The following is a 17020-nucleotide window of genomic DNA, read 5'->3' as shown; positions in this document are numbered from 1 at the left end:
CATGACCATGCAGGTAACCGCAGCAGTCGCCCGTGAAGCACGGCAACCGCTCACGATTGAAAAGCTTGAACTGGACGACCTCCGCCCGAATGAAGTGCTGGTAAGGATGGTGGCAACGGGCGTGTGCCATACGGACGCAATCGTGCGCGACCAGGTGTATCCGACGCCCTTGCCCGCCGTTCTGGGCCACGAAGGCGCCGGCATCGTGGAGAAGATCGGTGCTTCCGTCACCTCGGTGCAGCCAGGCGACCACGTTCTGCTCGCCGCCGCCTACTGCGGAAAGTGCGACCGCTGCCGTTCCGGCGAGATGGCGTACTGCGAGAACCTCTTCGCGGCAGACTTCGGAGGCCGGAGGTCCGATGGAACCACTGCGCTGAGCAATGATGGCGAAGTGATCTCCTCGCACTTCTTTGGTCAGTCGTCGTTCGCCACCTATGCCAACGTCGTCGAGGAAAGCGTCGTGCGGGTTGACTCCAGTGTTCCGCTTGAGATCGTGGCCCCGCTGGGTTGTGGCATCCAGACCGGAGCCGGCGCGGTGCTCAATGAACTTAAGCCAGCGCTGAACAGCACGCTGGTGGTCATCGGCACCGGCGCAGTCGGATCCGGGGCCATCATGGCCGGCGGTGTGGCGGGGTGCGGCCGCATCATCGCCGTGGACATCCACCCGTCCCGGCTTGAGCTGGCGAAGGAACTGGGAGCCACGGACGTGATCAACACGAAGGAACTCGACCTCACGGAGGAAATCCTCCGCCTGACCGACGGCCGCGGAGCTGATTATGTTGTTGATACAACAGCCCGGCCGGAGTTGCTCCGCAAGGCAGCTGACGCTCTAGCCCTCCGCGGCACCCTGGCCCTGGTCGGCGCGGCCAAGCCCGGAACAGAGGTGTCCTTTGAGATCGGTCTTTCCCTGGTCAAGGGCTGGACATTCAAGACCGTGATCCAAGGCAGTTCCGTGCCCCAGGTGTTCATTCCCAAACTCATTGAGTTGTGGAAGGAAGGCCGTTTCCCCATGGACAAGCTGATGAGAAACTACAGCCTGGACGAGATCAATCAGGGCTTCGAAGACTCCGCGAACGGAAGTGTCATCAAGCCGGTGATTGTGTTTTAGCTGGCAGGCAGTCTCCCTTCTGCCAGGTGTTCATCACCTCACCAGGAGAGGACGACGGCGGGTGCGCAGCCGCCGTCGTCCTCTCCTGGTTTATGTCGGACCTGCTTTTTAGTTCGGACCGGCGGCGTCTTGAGCGAGCAGTTCACTTGTCCGCACGATAGCCGTCCGCCTCCGGCGATCATCCGGTGCTCCCGTTATCACGAGATGGACGTTCGGGCTTGAGATCCATGTATGGCAAAGAGTGACGATTGTCAGCAGCAGATGCTCCGCTCCAGTCTCGCTTATCGCGGGGAGGGCAGTGCGAACCTCGGATACCTTGCCGGCGGAATGGAGGGCGCGCTTCTCGGCGCCGACGGGGTGGCCACGTTCGAGTCCCTCCCATGACGTCAGCCGCGCCAGGCTTGGATGGCTCGCAGCGAAGTCGAAATATCGTCCGGCAAAATCGGCGATCGCCAAGGGGCCGGAACCGACGATCGGAAGGTCGTCCAACGCAGTGACAAGTTGGTGGGTGAGAGCTGCCTCAAAGAGCTTGGCCTTGTTCCCAAAATAGAAGTAGATCCGCTCTCGGTTGCACCCCGACTTCCGGGAAATCTCGTGGACGCGGGCACCCGAGTAACCGCGCTCCGAAAACTCGGAAATTGCCGCGTCAAGGATCTTCTTTTGTGTCGCGTCAGTGTCCCAGGCCATGCAGCCATCTTATCTCCAACCGTTCGTTTGCTTTTGCATTGCAATCCTCAGTACGATCAACTCCAACCAAACATTTGGAGATAAAGTGGAGCACGACGGCAAGGCGCTTGCAGCGGACGAAATCGACGCCCATCATCACCGGGGCGCCGGCATGGCATCCGTGCACGTGAGGGCCGTGGTGACTTGGTTGGCGATATTTCCGCTGGCAGCCACAGGGATGTGTGCGTTGGGAGCATGGTTTCCGCAATGGCATCCGGTCCTGCGAGCGTTCATACTGACCCTCGTGGTGGTCCCCACTGCCGTGTACTTCGCCGTGCCCCGCCTCCTGCTGCTCCAGGCCCGGATAGGACGGGCGAGGCGCACCAGTGCGCAGCGCCGTGCGAAACGCAAGTAGCGGGTTCGCGACCGTCGGGGTGCTTTGTCATCCCGGTCATCATTGACAAGGAGATTGCTGTGCAAATAACTGCCGCTGTCGCGCGCACGAACGGTGCGCCATTCACGATTGAGCAGCTTGAATTGGACGCTCTGCGACACAACGAAGTCAGGGTCCGAATGGTTGCTACCGGGATCTGCCACACGGACACCCTCGTCCGTGACGGGGTTTATCCCACTCCGCTGCCCGCCGTCCTCGGCCACGAGGGCGCCGGAGTCGTTGAGGAGGTCGGCGACTCGGTTGTCTCTGTCGTACCTGGCGACCATGTGGTGCTGGCAGCCGCTTACTGTGGCCATTGCAAACGGTGCCGGAACGGCCAGATGGCCTACTGCGAAAACTTGATGGCTGCCGACTTCGGCGGCCGGCGACTGGACGGCGCCACGGCCCTGAGTAAAGATGGCGAGGCTATCTCGTCGCACTTCTTCGGTCAGTCATCTTTCGCCACCTATGCAAACGTGGTCGAGGAATCGGTAGTCCGAGTCGACAAAGATGTCCCCCTTGAACACCTGGGCCCTCTGGGTTGTGGTATCAACACGGGTGCCGGAACGGTCCTCAACGAACTCCAGCCTGAAATCGGGTCTTCACTGGTGGTCTTCGGAACTGGTGCCGTGGGATGCGCTGCCGTCATGGCGGCTCGGGTTGCGGATTGTGCCACTATTGTTGCCATCGATATTCACGACTCCCGTTTGGCGCTCGCCCGCGAGCTCGGCGCCACTCACGTCATCAATTCAAAAACGGAGAGCGTGGCTGATCGGCTCCGCGAAATCACCGCTGGTGCAGGCGTGGATTACGTCGTGGACACCACGGGAATTCCGGCGCTCCTTCGCCAGGCAGCCGACGCGCTGGGCGTTCGCGGAACGGTCGCCCTGGTTGGCGCGGCAAAGCCAGGTACTGAGGTCAGCTTCGAGATCGGCGCCTCCCTGGTGAAAGGCTGGACTTTCAAGACCGTGGTCCAAGGCAGCTCCGTTCCGCAGGTCTTCATTCCACGGATGATCCAGCTTTGGAAAGAGGGCCGGTTCCCCTTCGAGAAGCTCGTTAGCGATTACGCTCTTGACGACATCAACCAAGGCTTTGAGGACTCCAAGAGCGGCAAGACGATCAAACCGGTCATCGTGTTCTGATCATGCAAAAGCACCCCCTTCGCTCGGCATCCGTTGCTGAGTGAAGGGGGCCGGGGTGGCTGCATCGGCATCAGTGGGCTACGAACATCGAAAATGGCGCTACACCGTCCGGTGGCCTGCTTACGCCTGTGTCCTGGTGAGGTCGCTGGTGGACTGGAATTCGGCAATGTTAGTCCGGGCATAAGTGAGGGCGGCCTTGTGCCAGTCTGCGTTGATGCTGGACGTCGCGTCCGTGGCGAGGATGGTTCGGTAGCCGTGGTCGGCGGCGTCCCGAACTGTGTGCTCCACCGCCATGTTGGTCCAAACACCTGCCACCACCACCGTGGTGACTCCCGCATTCCGAAGCACCGTATCCAGTCCGGAGCCGTTGAAGGCGCTCATCCGGTTGCGGATCAGGACAGGCTCGTTTTCAAGAGCTTCCAGCCCTTCCAAGGCGTCCGCACCCCAGGAACCGAGCCGGAGTGACTCCGGGCCGATCATCCGGAAGATGGGGGCATTCGTGCCGCCGAAGGTGCCGCCCGGGTAGAACACAATGCGGTTGTGGATGATCGGCATGGACTCCTTGCGGGCCCATTCGAGCAGCTGCCGCACGTGGTTGATCAGATCCTGCTCAACCGCATGGTCGGCCGCGCCGAAGGAGGCGAACGCCCCGTCCCGATGAACGTTGTCGTTTTGTAGGTCTACCAGTAGCAGAGCGGTCTTGCTAAGGTCGAGCTGGGTGTTTTCCATGGTGTCTCCTGATTTACGTACGGGGTTCTAGGTTGCGTGAATCTTCAATTAGCGTTGCGAGGTCCGCTCCGACGCCACATGTGGAGCAGTTTCGGGCATTCGGCTGAGTATGGGAAGCACCGTTAAGGCAACCGCCGCCACCATCAGGCCGGGGACCAGTGCCCAGCCCGTGCTTTGAACCAGCCATTCGGCTGCGAAGGGTGTGAAGCCGCCAAAGATGGCAGTGGCTGCCGTGGCGCCCAGGGCGAGTCCGGTCAGCCGTCCCCGTGACGGAAACTGTTCGGCTGCTGCGGACGCGGAGACGGCGGCGATACCGCCCGCAGTGGCGGCAAGGACAAGGGTTCCCACAAGTGCCGCGGCGGCACCCTGGGACATCAGGGCAAACATGGACACGGGCAGGATCAGCGACAGGCCGCAGAACAGGAGCAGCGTGGCTCGCCGTCCAATCCGGTCCGAGAGTGCGCCTGCAAATGGTGTTACCACAATGACAACGGCCGACGCAGCAGTCGACACCCATAGCGAACTGCCCTCGCTGAGCCCGATGGTGGAGACCAGGTAGGTGGGCACATAAATGATCCCGACGTAGTAGGCGATGGATGCCAGGGCCGAGATGGCGAACGCGCGGTACAGTGCCGGTCTCTGTGTGCGGAGGGTGAAGCGCAGCGGGCTGTGGGGCAGATTGGCCTTCGCGGCCTCGGTGAACTCGGGCGATTCGTCCAGCCGGGAACGGGCGGCCAGAGTGATGAGCGCGAGGAGGGCGCCGAATAAGAACGGCAGACGCCACCCCCAGCTGTCCAGCGAGGCCCGGTCGAGGAGGGTTGCTGTCAGGGCGGAGACGGCGACGGCGAGCAGCACGCCGATTTCGCTCGCTGCCGATGCCAGGGAGGTGAGCAGGCCTCGGCGGTGGGACTGTGCTCCTTCGAGCAGATAGGTGGTGATGGTGGTGTATTCGCCACCTACGGAAATGGCCATGAAGCATCTGAGCATCAGGAATAGGACCCCTGCCAGGGCTCCTGCCTGGGAGTATGTGGGCGCCAGCGCAGTGAGGAGCATGGCTACGGCCATGATCGCCATGGTCGTCACGAGCACGGGGCGCCGCCCGAACCGATCGCCGAACCTCCCGAACAACAGGGCTCCCAGCGGCCGGAGCAGGTAGGCGATGGCAAAAAGGGCCAGGGTGCTGAGCAGCGAGGTGGCTCCGCCGTCGAAAATCACCCGGGACAGCACCGTGGCCATGAACAGGTACAGGGTGAAGTCATACCATTCGACGACGGTGGACAGGACTGCCACCGTCAGGGATGCCCGGGGAAGTCCTGGGTCAGGGGAGAGGGCTCGGCCGGGCGTTGGCACGCTCGGGCGGGACCCGGGATGGCGCAATGACGAAAGTAGCGGCATGGTTTTCTCTCATGGTGAGGACCCGGCCTGCCGGATCTGGGCAGGCCGGGCGGCCGGGGCGGTGCCCGCGGCGTCGGAAAGGATGTGGCCCGCGCTTAGGTGGTGACGACCAGCTTGCCGGCGGCGCTGCCGTTCTCCATGTCCCGGTGTGCCTGCTGGATCTCTTCGAACTTGTACACCCTGCCGACGGGCACGAGGCTTGGCTGGACCGCGGCGGCGTCGAGGAATTCCTGGAGTACACCGGCGGGCAGGTCTGCGGCCCCGCCCGAGTATGCGGTGAGCCGGACGCCCCGCGGAATGTAGTCGATGGGATAAAAGTCTTTCACCGTCCACTCATTGGAGAGCATCCCGGTAAAGCAGGCCGTCCCATGCACCCGGGTTGCCCGCAGTGTGTCCTGCAGGGTGGGTGTGCCCACCAGTTCCAGGGCGGCGTCAACACCGCCGGGGACGAGGCGGCGCACCGCGGGCGCGAGCTCGCCGTCGTCGATCAGCACATGGTCCACCCCGACGGCGGTGAGGGCGTCCCTCTTGGACTCGTTGCGGGTGGTTGCCAACACGGTAAGTCCTAGCCGCTTGGCCAGGACGGCCGCCGCCATGCCCACCGACGACGTGCCGCCTCGGATCAGCAGGGTCTGGCCCGCGCGCACATCGAGGCCGATGGTGAGGGAGCCGTAGGCGGTTTGGAGCATCTCCGGCACCGCACCCAGAATGGGCCAGGGGAGGTCAGAGGTGAACGGGATGACCTGTCCCGCGGGGACGCAGGTGTACTCGGCGTAGCCGCCGTCGAATACGCGGCCCATCCCGCCCATCAGTGTGACCACCTTTTGCCCGGGCTGAAACTCCCCGCCGGGGCAGGCTGCCACCTCGCCGGTGGCCTCGATGCCCGGAACGCGGGGGAAGGTGACGCCTTCAGCCAGGCCCAGCCGGGTGTGCAGCTCGGAACGGTTGAGCCCGAAGGCGCGCACGCGGATCAGGACCTCGCCGGGACGCGGGAGGGGAACGGGCAGTTGCTTGATTTCCAGCGCTTCGGCGGGCCCCGGTCCGGCCAGGACTATTGCTTTCATCAATTCCGTCATGAGGGTGCGCCTTCCGTGGTGGCGTTGGCTGAAGTGAGGGCCGACGTACCGGTAGAACGGCCGGCTGACCGCAGCCGGCCCAGAAGCGCCGTCAACTGGACAGCCTCCTGGTCTGAGAGTGCGGGCCGGAATCGTTCTTCCAGTTCAGCGTCGACGACCTTCCGCGCTTGGCGGAACAGTGCGGTGCCGTCGGCGGTGAGTTCGATCAGGGATGACCGGCGGTCACCGGGATTGTTCTTGCGGCGGCAATACTGCGCCTCCTCGAGTCTGTCGATGAGCTTGCTGGCACCGCCCACTGTGATCGCCAAGGCCGCCGAGACGTCGAGGATCCGGCAGGATCCCAGCCTGTCCACCACCGTCATCGCTTCGAACCGGCCAAGGGGAAGCTGGCATTCCCTGCGGAGGCGGGCATCGAGGGCGTCCCAGAGCTCTGTTTCCAGCCGGGTGAGCTCGCTGAACAACTCGTACCGGGCTTGGGGTGTGGATGTTTTCATGGCTCCATCGTAACCGAATGATTCTCCGGAAGCTACTTCCACGGATTTAGCTTCCGGGGCCGGGGTCCGACCGGCGTATTCTTTGCAAATAAACGCCAACGGACGACGGCGGGAGGTTCCCGCTGTCGTCCGGTCTCCTTCGCGGTGTGCTCAGGGAGTTTCTCCAAGCGGCCTGCGCGCGCCGAGGATTGGCTTTTTCTGATAGTCGAAAAAACAAAAGCGCATTTCCGCGCCACGGCATGGCCGGCGAATAGGTTAATTCCGTGATGATGGCCACCAAAAGCCATCAGAAAAGCCGGTAGGCGTTCCCTGCTCGGCCGGCCTGGACGCCGCAGAAGGGGCTCCAGTCCCTCCTGCGGGCTTTTTCCGGGAACTGGCATAAAAAATATAAGTGTGTATGGTATCGGGTAGACACACAGGATAGAAAGGTGGAATTCCATTGTCAGGAAAATCGCCCAAGAGCGGTAGCGTAAAAAAATCGGGAAAGTCAATTCTCGAAAAGCGCGCCGAAAAAAGAGCCAAAAGCGAAACTAGCGAAATTCAGTTCATAAAGCCGCGCAAAAACCAGCGCTGATATACCGCGGGCAGCCGACTGCGACACTCCTAGACCCGGTTGGCTGCCCGCCACCCACTTCTCGCCGCCACTTGAGGCCGCAACTGAGATCCACGTTTCAGTCACAAGGACCAGACCATGAACACCACCTATAACGCCCTGATCGTCCCTGCCCAACTCACGCAACCGGTGCGCATCGAAACCGTGGACACGGACATGGAAGCACTGCAAAAGTTGGTTGCAGGAAACATTGAATCCATCACCAGCAGAGACTGGCACGTCTATCTGAACGATGAGGGAAGCCGCCTGCCCCAGAATGTGCGGGCGGAAGTGCTCGCCCGCGAAGCAGGCATTTCCTTGGACGACACCCTCAACGGGACGGCTGTGTTCCTCGGTCACGGGCCGCGCGGGCACGAATCAGACGCCCCCGGGCACCTGATCAGGCTCGCCGAGGAGCTCTTCGACGCGCCCCTGGCTGCGTAGCTTCCGACCCCGCGGCGCCGGAAGCGTGATAACGAACAGGCTGGCGGCGATCAACGCGGCGCCGAGCCAGCCCAGCGCCGGCAGGCGTTCACCCACCACCAGCACTGCAAGGACGGCCGCCACTACTGTCTCCGAAAGTGACAGGGTGGTGGCCGTGCTGGCACGGACCCGGGCCAGGCCCCAGCCGAACAGAAGGTAGCCGGCGAACATGGGTACGAGTGCCATGTACGCGCCCACCGCCAGGTTCTGCCAGGATGTGACGATGGGTGCCCCGGTGGCCGCCAGTACCGGCATGAGCAGCAGCCCTCCGATCCCAAAGATCGCCCCCATTGCCGCCCTTGATGGCACGCCTGAGTTGATGACACGGTGCGCCGCCCACGAGTAGAGGGCGTAGGTCAGCCCTGCCAGGAGCCCCAGCGAGATGCCTGCCGGGGTAGACCATCCCGGCGCCGCAGCTCCGGCGGAATCAGCCTTGCCGGCGTCGGCGATGGACAGGAGCGCCGCGCCAACCACGCCGAGCACCGCACCGCCAACCCAGCGGCGCGTGAAGGGCCTCTTGTCCACAACGCGTTCAATGATGGCAGACGCCAGCGGCGCCGACCCGATGGATACCACCGTCCCCACGGCGACCCCGGCCAGGTGCATCGACGAGTAAAAGGCGAGCGGATACACAGCTACGGCCAACGCACCCAAGGCAACCGTGCGCCACCGGCTCCGCAGGCCGGAACCGAAGGCCTTTATGGGGCGCGCCGCAATAGCGCCCTGCAGCAGGCCGCCGAAACCCATGGCCACCGCGCCGATCGCCAGCGGGCTCACGTCCGGCGCAAAAGTTGCCGCCGTCCCGGTGGTTCCCCACAGGATGGACGCGACCAGCACAAACAGCGCACCCCACGTCGCACCGCTGAAACCAGCCATCCTCACAGCGCACCGATCAGCGTGGCCGCGATCTTGCGGGCTTCCAGGACGCAGCGATCATCGCCTTCCAGGCCCGCGCGGACCATGGAACCTTCGAGCAGGAAGGCCAGATGCCGGGCAAGGGGAGCGGCCTGCCCCGCCGGGTTCGGAAGTTCAGCCAAGTGCTCGGCCAAGAACGCCTCCACCTCCTCCTTGTGCCGCCGGACCACCGTGCGACCGGGGTCGCCGACAGGTAATTCTGCGGCCGCGTTCAGCAGGCCGCAGCCGCGGAACCCGTGTTCGTACTCGAGGTTGGCGTGGTCGGCGTACGCATCAAAGACGGCCAGCACGCGGTCTCTTGGAGTCGTCGCCTTTTGAAGTCTCGCCCGGTAGAGCCCCAGCCATTCCTCGTGGCGGGCGTAAAGGTAGGCCGTCACCAATTCCGCCTTCGACGCGAAGTTGTTGTAGAGGCTCTTCTTGGCCACACCGGCCTCGGCCGTGATGGTGTCGATGCCAGTTCTCGTCAGGCCGTTGGCATAGAACCGTCTGGCGGCCGCCTCGAGCAGCGCCTCCCGGGCAGGCCTCCGGGCGACTCGGGTTTCCGCTTCATGTTGCTTCGCCGTCATGGCGCGTCCTCGCTCGTTGGTATTAGGTAGACTAGTCTACCTACTACGTCGAGGAAAGCGCACGACGGCGACCTCCCGCCGTCGTCCTTTATCGTGACGCTATGCCTTCCCGGCGCTGGCATACAGTGGGACGATTTCTGTATGAGCGAAGATTACGTTGCCAGCATCCATGACCATGGCCCGCACCAGCACGCGCATGTGGCGCCGACAACGCAGCAAATGCGGACTGTGGGTCAGCGCCGCCGCGACGCGGAGGAAAAGCTGGAGCACCATCTCCAGGAAGCCCGCCACAAGGACGAGCCGCATCCTGATGACGTTTCCGAGCCCGGGGCCGGTCCGGTCGACAGCCAGGACGTCGCCGCCATCCAGGACGACGACACCTTGTCCGCAGCTGACCGCGTGGACCTGATCGCCAACCAGGTGGTCACCGAGGGTGCGGCGACCCCGGACGACAAATGAGCCAGGGCCGCCCTTCCAGTGGAAGGACGGCCCCGGACGGCTCTAGTTGAGCTTAGGTGTTTTGGACGTTGTCCTTGGCGTCGGTGGCGCGGTCTTTGACGTCGGCTGCGGCTATTTGGCCTTCGGCTTTGACGTTTTCGGCAGCGTCGGTGGCGGTTGCCTTGACGTTGTCCATGGCTTCGCGGGCGGGTTCCTTCAGGCCTTCGGCCATGTCTTTGGCGGCCTCGGTCAGCTCGGTGGTCATGGGTTCGGCGGCGGTTTTGAGCGCGTCTGCTGCTTCGCGTTCCTTTTCGCTGGCGGGGATCAGGGCCGAGAGCAGCAGCCCGGCGCCGAACGCGATCAGGCCTGCGGCCATGGGGCTGCCCTGGGTCTTGGCTTTGACCTGGTGCGGGGCGTCACCGATTGCGGCGCCGGCGTCGTGCAGAGCGTTCCCGGCGTGATCGGTGCGGGTGTGCACCCCGGTGTGGGCGCGGGTTGTCAGGTCATCTGTGGTGCCCATGACTTTCTCCTTCACTCCGAACACCGCTTCCTTCACTTTGTCGGTTTGGCGGTGGACGATGTTGGACGGGGTGACTTTGTCTGCCACGGCGTCAACGTTGGTGCCCAGGCGGGCGCGGGTTGCTTCAATGTCTGAACGGATTGCGTCCGGGTTGTCGCTCATCGTTTTACCTCACCGGGTTTCAGGGTTGGGGGGATTTCTGAGAGTGTTTGCGTGGTTTGGGGCAGGCCCTTGACTGCTTTGAGTTCCTTGCGGCCGATGGAGGCCAGCACGGCGGCGATGATGCCCCAGATCAGGGCGACAACGACGGCGGACCAGCCGAGCCCCATCAGCTCGCCCAAGGCATACCAGAGGGCGATGGAGAGGAACAGCAGGACGAAGTGTCCGGCGACGCCGGCGCCGGCGAGCATGCCGCCGCCCTTGCCTGCCTTGCCGGCTGAGTCTTTCAGTTCGGCCTTGGCGAGTTCGACTTCCTGGCGCATCAGGGTGGACAGGTCACGGGTGACCTCCCCGAGCAGATCACCCAACGAGGTGTTATCCGCCTTCACGTGCGCCGCCGACGCGGGAGGCTCCGGAATCTGGCTACTCACAGGTGGCGTCCTTCCCCTTCGGCGGACGGGTCTGCGGCCGTTGAAGGCCGCACGGGCTCACCGAACGCAGGCTCACCGAACGCGGGCTCATCGAACGCAGGCTCGCCGTAGGCCGGCTGACCGAACGCGGGCTCGCCGTACGGGGCCTGGGTCAGTCCGGGCTCGGCCACACCGGGCCGGCCCACGACCGGTTCGTCGTAGAACGGCTGACCAACCCCGGCCGTCGCACCAGGTGCGGTGGTGGGATATGCCGCAGGGTAGCTGGGCTGCTGCACTGCGGGGCTGGGGGTTCCGGTCGAAGCGGGGGCGCCAGCCTGCAGGCTGCGGCCCAGCCGTCCTGCCAGCACGCCCGCGCCTGCAGCGAGAAGGAGGAAGGTGCCGGGACGCTGGCGTGCAAAAGTCTGGACTTCGCTCAACAGGGATCCGGGGTCCCGGCCGTCAAGCCAGGCAGCAACGGAGGAGGAACGCTCGGCAGCCTGGCGCACAAGGTCCGACGCCACGCCTGGCTGGTCCGATGCCCGCGCCATGGCGTGCAGTTCGTCCGAAACTGAGCGGAGGCCGTTGGCTACCTTCTGCTGCTGCGTTCCTGCCTGGCTGGTGAGGTCGGATTTGGCCTGGTGGAGGAGATCCCGGGCGTTCGTCTTCACTTCGGTGGCCACATTGGCAGCCTCCGCCTTAGCGGTGTGTGCAACGTCCTGGGCTGCGCCAGCTGCCTGATTTGCCACCTCCGAGGCTTCCGTCTTGGCCGCGTCGGCCTTTGAAGCCGAGCCACCCGGCGTTCCGGCAGTCGTGGCCGGGGCCGGGTCGCCGTACTGGTCGAGGGTCGACGGGGATGTCTGGGGCCATTGGTTCTCAGTCATTGTCGCTCTCTTTCTGATGGATCGCGTTCTTGATGGTTCACTCTGGCGAGTAGTGCCAGCGGTGCCGGCTCGGAACGAATAGTAAGCAAGGTTACTAATCGATACTAAGCACACTTGCCATCTACTTTGCAAGGGCTGGTTTTTCCCGGGCGGGCGTTTTGGCGGGGGAGGGGAGTGCTAGTTAGCGGGAATTGCAAGCCTGCTTGCCAAGTGGATGATAAGCATGCTTATGGTAGTGGCGCGAACCATGCGTAATCCGCTTACGGCGTGCTCCGCCGTCGTAGGCAAAGACAGCATCGACGTCACTGCGTCGTGTGAACGTCAGAGGCAAGGACGGTTCAGATGAAGAGCAATTCAGAAAGCGATATCCGGGATGGATACCGACTCCTCGTTTTGGCGGCACGGTTGTTGCAGCGCCGCCAAGACGAGGCCCTGGCTCCCTTGGGACTCACCCGGGCCGCGGCTATTGCCATGGGCGGTCTCGCCGGCGGCCCACTCAACCAGGAACAGTTGGCCACCGCTATCCATGTCAAGAGCCAGACCATCGGCAGGGTCCTGGAGCGGCTCCACGGCGCGGGGCTGGTCACGAGGACACGCCATCCGCGGGACCGGCGTCAGCTGACCATTGCGCTGACCGACGCCGGCCGGGCCCTCCTGCAGTCCGCGCGTGACGCGCAGGCCAACGCCTTCCCCTCGGACACACAAGGATGGCTAAAACTTCGTAAGGAGCTCACCAGGTTCGTGGACAGCCTGCAGAGCCCCGCATCCACCGCACCCCATTCAACCTCAGGAATGCCCCGTCAATGGATCAACGAGTGACCTAACCATGTACCTGCATTCACGGCTGAACACGAAACGGACGACGGCGCGCAACCCCCGCCGTCGTCCGTTTTGTGTTGCCCGAAAGATGCAGCCGTAGGCGCGCGGCGCGCCGCACTCCTATGAAGCTGCTGCTTCGTCATTGTCGCCATCGCTTTTATCCCTTGGGATTCGCCCGGAAGTAGTACGCCAAGGCACCCCGGGATCCTTGGCTCTGAGGTGGGTATTATCGGAGCATTCGTCCCCTTTGGAAGTGGAGTGACCCATGCAGCTCGGCGCCTTTTCGATCAGCCTCACAGTCAAGGACATTGCGGCGTCAGCAGCGTTCTACGAGAAACTCGGCTTCACCAGCTTCGGTGGTGACGTCACCCAAAACTGGCTGATCCTGAAGAACGGCGAGACGGTGATCGGCCTCTTTCAGGGGATGTTTGAGAAGAATATGCTCACGTTCAACCCGGGCTGGAACCAGAACGCCGAGGCGCTCGGCTCCTTTACCGATGTGCGGGACCTTCAGAAGGAACTCAAGTCCCAGGGCGTCGAGTTTGTGTCCGAGGCCGATGAAGCCACAACCGGGCCGGCCAGCTTCATCGTGGTGGATCCGGACGGGAACCCGGTGCTGGTCGATCAGCACGTCTGACCCGGTTCCCCGAACCGCATTAGGGCAGCCTTGACGCCCGCAACATCGTGGCCTCGCCGGCCCGGTGGGGCTCCAGCGGCACCGGGCTGACCAGCACAGCCGGCCCGCGGTGCAGGATCCCGTCCGAGAGCGGCTGGCAGCGCACGCCACCGCGTCCCCGCATCGCTTTGTGGGCGCCTGGCGCGAGCATCTGGTCCATCCACGTGCAGGGGTTCGCGGGTCGGCCGGCCTTAAGCCGCACTAGTTGCCCGCCAGATTCCAGTGCGAAGTCCCCGCCAATCAGTGGTGCCAGCTGAGCGCCGCGGAGGACAATGTTGCGGCGGGTCAGCAGCGGATCGAACAGTGGGGCACCCAGCTCCGCCGCCATCGCTTCGAGTGCCTCAATCGAAATCAGGGTAACGGCGGCGTCCATGTGCGCGGCCTTACCGAAAAACCGGTCTCCGACGATCCCCTTGCCCGCCACCAGTTCGACACTTTCCGCATCCGTGGTGGGGACATCCGCCGCCCCTTCGCGTGCGCGGCCGAAGTAGGCATGCGCGGGGGACACCAGCAGATGCAGGATTTCCACGTCGTACCGAAAGGTTTCCGTCATGCTTCCACGCTAGCCCCACCGCCGGCGCGCGGCACGTGCGGAAGATGGACGACGGCGGGACGTCAGTTCTGGGGGCCGTCCGCCCCACAGCGTCACAGCCGCGGCCCGCCAGGCCCCGGTTTCGAGGAGGAAGACCCGGCGCGACGGCGGGCCAGAGCGGCGGCATCCAATCCGTGGGTCCGCCCGGCGCCGCGAACAAACAGCTGTCCCCCTTAAATGTCAGACCCCCTTGTCATGATGGCTACATGAGCAACCCGGCAGTGTCGAAGGCGTTTGCGGACATCACCGCGGCCGTTTCTGTGCTCACCGGCGTGGTGAACGAACCCGGTTCTGGTGGTCTTTCTGCGGAGGGCGATCCGTTGCAGGGATTGTGCGGGGATTGCCTGGATATTCTGGCCGGTGCTGCGGCAGCGGATGCGCAGATGGCTGCTTTGAAGGCCGGGGCTGCCGTGAAGTACGCGGATGTTGCCCGGGCCGCAGCACCTCCGGATGCTTCGGTACAGGCCCAGGAGATGGCAGTCACGGCGGAGGTTGCGTGTGCCCTGACCATCGGTGAGCGGGCGGCGGGTACGTTCCTGGCCGTTTCCCACGCCCTGACCACTACCTTGCCGCTGACCCTGGCCGCCCTGCAGAACGGTGTTATTTCGTGGCAGCACGCGCGGGTCATGGCGGACGAAGCCGCCACCCTTGACCGGGCCGGCGCCGCTGCGCTGGAGGCCCACTTTCTGGACCCGGACTCGCCGGGCTCAGCCAGTGGGTGTCCCGCCGGCGAAATGCCGGCGTCCCGGTTCCGGCACCGGGCCCGCACCTGGCGCGAACGCCACCACACCGAGAGCATCGAAAAGCGCCACGCCAAGGGTGTCCTGGACCGGCGGGTGGAGTACTGCCCGGACCAGGACGGGATGGCCTGGCTCACGGCGTACCTCCCCGCGGACCAGGCGGTCGCAATCTGGAACCGCACCACCGCGATCGCCCGCGGTTTACAAGGCCCCGACGAACCCCGCACCCTCACCCAACTCCGGGCCGACGCCTTCGCCACCGCCCTCCTCAGCAGCGGCAACCCCGTTAGCAGCGGCAGCGGCAGCCCGCCCGGCGGCGGCAACCCGGTCGGCAGTGGCGACCCGGCAGAACATGATCCGGGGCAGGTCCCGCCGCCGCGGGCCCAGGTGCTGGTGACGGTCCCGGTGTTTTCCCTGCTCGGCGCCACCGAGGAGCCGGCCATGCTGGACGGGTACGGCCCCATCCCGGCGTCGATGGCCCGGGACCTCGTGGCCAACGGCGCCGATTCGTTTTACCGGGTCCTGGTTGACCCCCGGGACGGGGCGCCGCTGGAGATCGGCCGCACCAGCTACCGGCTCACCAAAGCCATGCGGCAATGGCTGCGGCTGCGGGACGGCAAGTGCCCGTTCCCGGGCTGTTCCAACCAGTCCCTGGACAACGAAGCGGACCACCTCCTCGCCTGGCACAAGGGCGGAACCACCGGCATAGCGAATCTGGGCCAGCCGTGCCCCAAGCACCACCGCCTCAGACATACCAGCTCCTGGAAACCCACCCCGGCCACCAAAAACGAACCACCCGGCTGGATCTCACCCTCGGGCAGGCATTACAAGAGCGAACACCAGGACTGGGAACCACCCCACCGGCCCCACCAAGCCAAACCGTATGAAGAATCGAAGGAAGGATCACCGCACGGTCACCCGGTCAGTTACCCGGACGGTGACCGGGCCAGACATCTGGACGGTCATCCGGCCAGTTACCCGGACTTCGTCCACACCGGGCTATCCCTGGGGGAAGAGGGCCTGGAGCGGTTCCTCCATGCCCTCGCCTGACGGTCACAGCCGCGGGACGCACGCCCCGGATCCCAGGAGGGCCAGTCCTGCCCGGTCACCGGCGCCAAAGTCGAACTGCCCGCTGTTCTCTTCATGCATCAGTTGCGTGGGGTCGTCCACGTGGTCCAGGCCCAGGACATGCGCCAGTTCGTGCATGACGATGGCACGGACCAGTAGGGAGCCGTCGGAACGGGCGAGGATCTCCGCGAGACCCGGTGCGTCAAGTGTCACCTGGCCGGCGACAAAAACGTAGGGTTCACCCGGAATGTGGGCGTACGCGCTGCCCCCGGTTCCCGCAACTTTCCCGGCCAAGTCAGGTGTTTCCTCCGGCGTGGACCAGGCAATGAGCACCGGCGCCCATTGCTTGCCGTAGCGGTCAGGCTGGTACGTTTCGCGTGTTTTCGACGGCGCCTCGGCCGTGGTTCCGTCATACACAAACTGCAGCCCGGAAGCAGCGGAGACCAAGGACACCGCCTGTTCGATAACGTGCTCGGTTCCTGGCGGGGCATTGTCGGGCCGGACCACGTAGTGCACGGGGCGGCAGGGGTCGTAGGCAACAAAACGCTGGCCGGGGTCCGGCGACTGTTGCAGGACGTAGGCCGTCGATCCGCTGGAGGCCGGCGGGAGTCCGAGCGGGGCGGACGCCGCCTCAAAACCAGGCGGCGGCACCTTGGCGCCTGGCAGGTACGGCATGGCTGCGGGCAGCACGTACCGATCGAAGAGAGCCGGCGTGAAGTAGAGCCCCGCTACCAAAGCGATGCCCAGAATCGTGGTGGACCGCTTTCTCCACCTTCGCCCGCGGATCTTCCTTTCCTTAGCTGTCCTCCTGGCGGAGATCTGCGAAACCGGGGGACCTCGCCAGGGATCCGGAGCCTGCAACTTCCCCAGCGCCTCGTCAATCACCCACTGCGGAACGCGCCCGCTGGGCGAACGCCGAAGCGGCGGGAGGCCGTCGTCGCCAGAATTCGATCCCACTAGTTCCCCCTTGTGCCGCCTATCCCATCTCCATTGATGGTCAGATCAGCATAATGCCCGGCACTTACGCCGTTTGACGCCGGAGCTGACGCCGGCGCTAACGCCGCCGACGCCGGCACTCACGCCGCTTGACGCCGGCGTCTCCCGCCGTCGTCGGCTTG

The 17020-nt window shown here is 64.5% G+C and carries 20 protein-coding genes; 8 read left to right on the top strand and 12 right to left on the bottom strand.

Annotated elements, in window-relative coordinates; genetic code table 11:
* Window position 1 precedes the first annotated feature (1 nt).
* Window positions 2–1108 (top strand): NAD(P)-dependent alcohol dehydrogenase, encoded by a 1107-nt coding sequence (locus AC1MCD_RS17225; protein ID WP_498673621.1) that lies wholly within the window; start codon window positions 2–4, stop codon window positions 1106–1108.
* Window positions 1109–1216: 108 nt separating this feature from the next.
* Here the strand turns inward: AC1MCD_RS17225 and AC1MCD_RS17220 are convergent, their stop codons facing one another.
* Window positions 1217–1795 carry a TetR/AcrR family transcriptional regulator gene (locus tag AC1MCD_RS17220; RefSeq protein ID WP_498673619.1) on the bottom strand — a complete coding sequence of 193 codons (579 nt, stop codon included), beginning with the start codon at window positions 1793–1795 and terminating at the stop codon, window positions 1217–1219.
* A gap of 85 nt (window positions 1796–1880) precedes the next feature.
* On the opposite strand from AC1MCD_RS17220, the gene AC1MCD_RS17215 reads away from it, so the two are divergent.
* The gene (locus AC1MCD_RS17215; protein ID WP_498673617.1) at window positions 1881–2189 is read left to right on the top strand and encodes a hypothetical protein; all 309 of its coding nucleotides are present in this window, start codon (window positions 1881–1883) and stop codon (window positions 2187–2189) included.
* Window positions 2190–2248: 59 nt separating this feature from the next.
* Complete coding sequence (locus tag AC1MCD_RS17210; RefSeq protein ID WP_498673615.1) at window positions 2249–3349, top strand: NAD(P)-dependent alcohol dehydrogenase; 1101 nt, start codon at window positions 2249–2251, stop codon at window positions 3347–3349.
* A 120-nt stretch (window positions 3350–3469) separates the two neighbouring features.
* On the opposite strand, the gene AC1MCD_RS17205 is transcribed toward AC1MCD_RS17210, so the two are convergent.
* The 4 genes from AC1MCD_RS17205 to AC1MCD_RS17190 form a co-directional block, all read right to left on the bottom strand.
* The gene (locus AC1MCD_RS17205; RefSeq protein ID WP_498673613.1) at window positions 3470–4078 is read right to left on the bottom strand and encodes a cysteine hydrolase family protein; all 609 of its coding nucleotides are present in this window, start codon (window positions 4076–4078) and stop codon (window positions 3470–3472) included.
* Between the two features lie 48 nt (window positions 4079–4126).
* Entirely contained in the window at window positions 4127–5473 is a 1347-nt protein-coding gene (locus AC1MCD_RS17200) for an MFS transporter (RefSeq protein WP_498673611.1), read from the bottom strand.
* A 95-nt stretch (window positions 5474–5568) separates the two neighbouring features.
* The gene (locus AC1MCD_RS17195; protein WP_498673609.1) at window positions 5569–6549 is read right to left on the bottom strand and encodes a zinc-binding alcohol dehydrogenase family protein; all 981 of its coding nucleotides are present in this window, start codon (window positions 6547–6549) and stop codon (window positions 5569–5571) included.
* Window positions 6546–7043: a MarR family winged helix-turn-helix transcriptional regulator gene (locus tag AC1MCD_RS17190; RefSeq protein WP_498673606.1), complete on the bottom strand. Its 498-nt coding sequence runs from the start codon at window positions 7041–7043 to the stop codon at window positions 6546–6548. The genes AC1MCD_RS17195 and AC1MCD_RS17190 overlap by 4 nt, the downstream gene beginning before the upstream one ends.
* A 691-nt stretch (window positions 7044–7734) precedes the next feature.
* Here AC1MCD_RS17190 and AC1MCD_RS17185 point away from each other — a divergent pair.
* Window positions 7735–8079 (top strand): DUF3846 domain-containing protein, encoded by a 345-nt coding sequence (locus AC1MCD_RS17185; RefSeq protein WP_498673605.1) that lies wholly within the window; start codon window positions 7735–7737, stop codon window positions 8077–8079.
* On the opposite strand, the gene AC1MCD_RS17180 is transcribed toward AC1MCD_RS17185, so the two are convergent.
* Together AC1MCD_RS17180 and AC1MCD_RS17175 are read right to left on the bottom strand one after the other, a co-directional pair.
* A complete protein-coding gene (locus AC1MCD_RS17180) occupies window positions 8014–8994 on the bottom strand; it encodes a DMT family transporter (protein ID WP_498673603.1) in 981 nt (326 codons plus the stop codon). The two genes, AC1MCD_RS17185 and AC1MCD_RS17180, sit on opposite strands and share 66 nt — an antisense overlap.
* Before the next feature lie 2 nt (window positions 8995–8996).
* Window positions 8997–9599, bottom strand: a complete 603-nt coding sequence (locus AC1MCD_RS17175; protein WP_498673601.1) for a TetR/AcrR family transcriptional regulator — start codon at window positions 9597–9599, stop codon at window positions 8997–8999.
* Window positions 9600–9740: 141 nt separating this feature from the next.
* On the opposite strand from AC1MCD_RS17175, the gene AC1MCD_RS17170 reads away from it, so the two are divergent.
* The gene (locus tag AC1MCD_RS17170; protein WP_498673599.1) at window positions 9741–10058 is read left to right on the top strand and encodes a hypothetical protein; all 318 of its coding nucleotides are present in this window, start codon (window positions 9741–9743) and stop codon (window positions 10056–10058) included.
* A 52-nt stretch (window positions 10059–10110) separates the two neighbouring features.
* Here the strand turns inward: AC1MCD_RS17170 and AC1MCD_RS17165 are convergent, their stop codons facing one another.
* The 3 genes from AC1MCD_RS17165 to AC1MCD_RS17155 are packed head-to-tail and all read right to left on the bottom strand — an operon-like array spanning window position 10111 to window position 12007.
* Window positions 10111–10719, bottom strand: a complete 609-nt coding sequence (locus AC1MCD_RS17165; RefSeq protein ID WP_498673597.1) for a DUF3618 domain-containing protein — start codon at window positions 10717–10719, stop codon at window positions 10111–10113.
* Complete coding sequence (locus AC1MCD_RS17160; RefSeq protein WP_498673595.1) at window positions 10716–11147, bottom strand: phage holin family protein; 432 nt, start codon at window positions 11145–11147, stop codon at window positions 10716–10718. Before AC1MCD_RS17160 ends, AC1MCD_RS17165 begins: the two co-directional genes overlap by 4 nt.
* Window positions 11144–12007 (bottom strand): hypothetical protein, encoded by an 864-nt coding sequence (locus tag AC1MCD_RS17155; RefSeq protein ID WP_498673593.1) that lies wholly within the window; start codon window positions 12005–12007, stop codon window positions 11144–11146. Before AC1MCD_RS17155 ends, AC1MCD_RS17160 begins: the two co-directional genes overlap by 4 nt.
* Window positions 12008–12349: 342 nt before the next feature.
* On the opposite strand from AC1MCD_RS17155, the gene AC1MCD_RS17150 reads away from it, so the two are divergent.
* Entirely contained in the window at window positions 12350–12826 is a 477-nt protein-coding gene (locus AC1MCD_RS17150; RefSeq protein ID WP_498673592.1) for a MarR family transcriptional regulator, read from the top strand.
* 265 nt (window positions 12827–13091) lie between these two features.
* Entirely contained in the window at window positions 13092–13463 is a 372-nt protein-coding gene (locus tag AC1MCD_RS17145) for a VOC family protein (RefSeq protein WP_498673590.1), read from the top strand.
* Window positions 13464–13482: 19 nt separating this feature from the next.
* Here AC1MCD_RS17145 and AC1MCD_RS17140 read toward each other — a convergent pair whose 3' ends face one another.
* Window positions 13483–14055: an MOSC domain-containing protein gene (locus AC1MCD_RS17140; RefSeq protein ID WP_498673588.1), complete on the bottom strand. Its 573-nt coding sequence runs from the start codon at window positions 14053–14055 to the stop codon at window positions 13483–13485.
* Window positions 14056–14300: 245 nt separating this feature from the next.
* Between AC1MCD_RS17140 and AC1MCD_RS17135 the strand changes: the two genes are divergently transcribed.
* On the top strand, window positions 14301–15884 hold the full coding sequence (locus tag AC1MCD_RS17135; protein WP_498673586.1) for an HNH endonuclease signature motif containing protein: 1584 nt from the start codon (window positions 14301–14303) through the stop codon (window positions 15882–15884).
* Window positions 15885–15887: 3 nt separating this feature from the next.
* Here the strand turns inward: AC1MCD_RS17135 and AC1MCD_RS17130 are convergent, their stop codons facing one another.
* Window positions 15888–16859 (bottom strand): matrixin family metalloprotease, encoded by a 972-nt coding sequence (locus AC1MCD_RS17130; RefSeq protein ID WP_498673584.1) that lies wholly within the window; start codon window positions 16857–16859, stop codon window positions 15888–15890.
* Window positions 16860–17020: the final 161 nt, after the last annotated feature.

This window comes from Arthrobacter sp. BF1 (genome assembly GCF_056680215.1).
The sequence above is the reverse complement of the archived record's forward strand: the minus strand, read 5'-3'. Positions and strand labels throughout refer to the sequence as shown.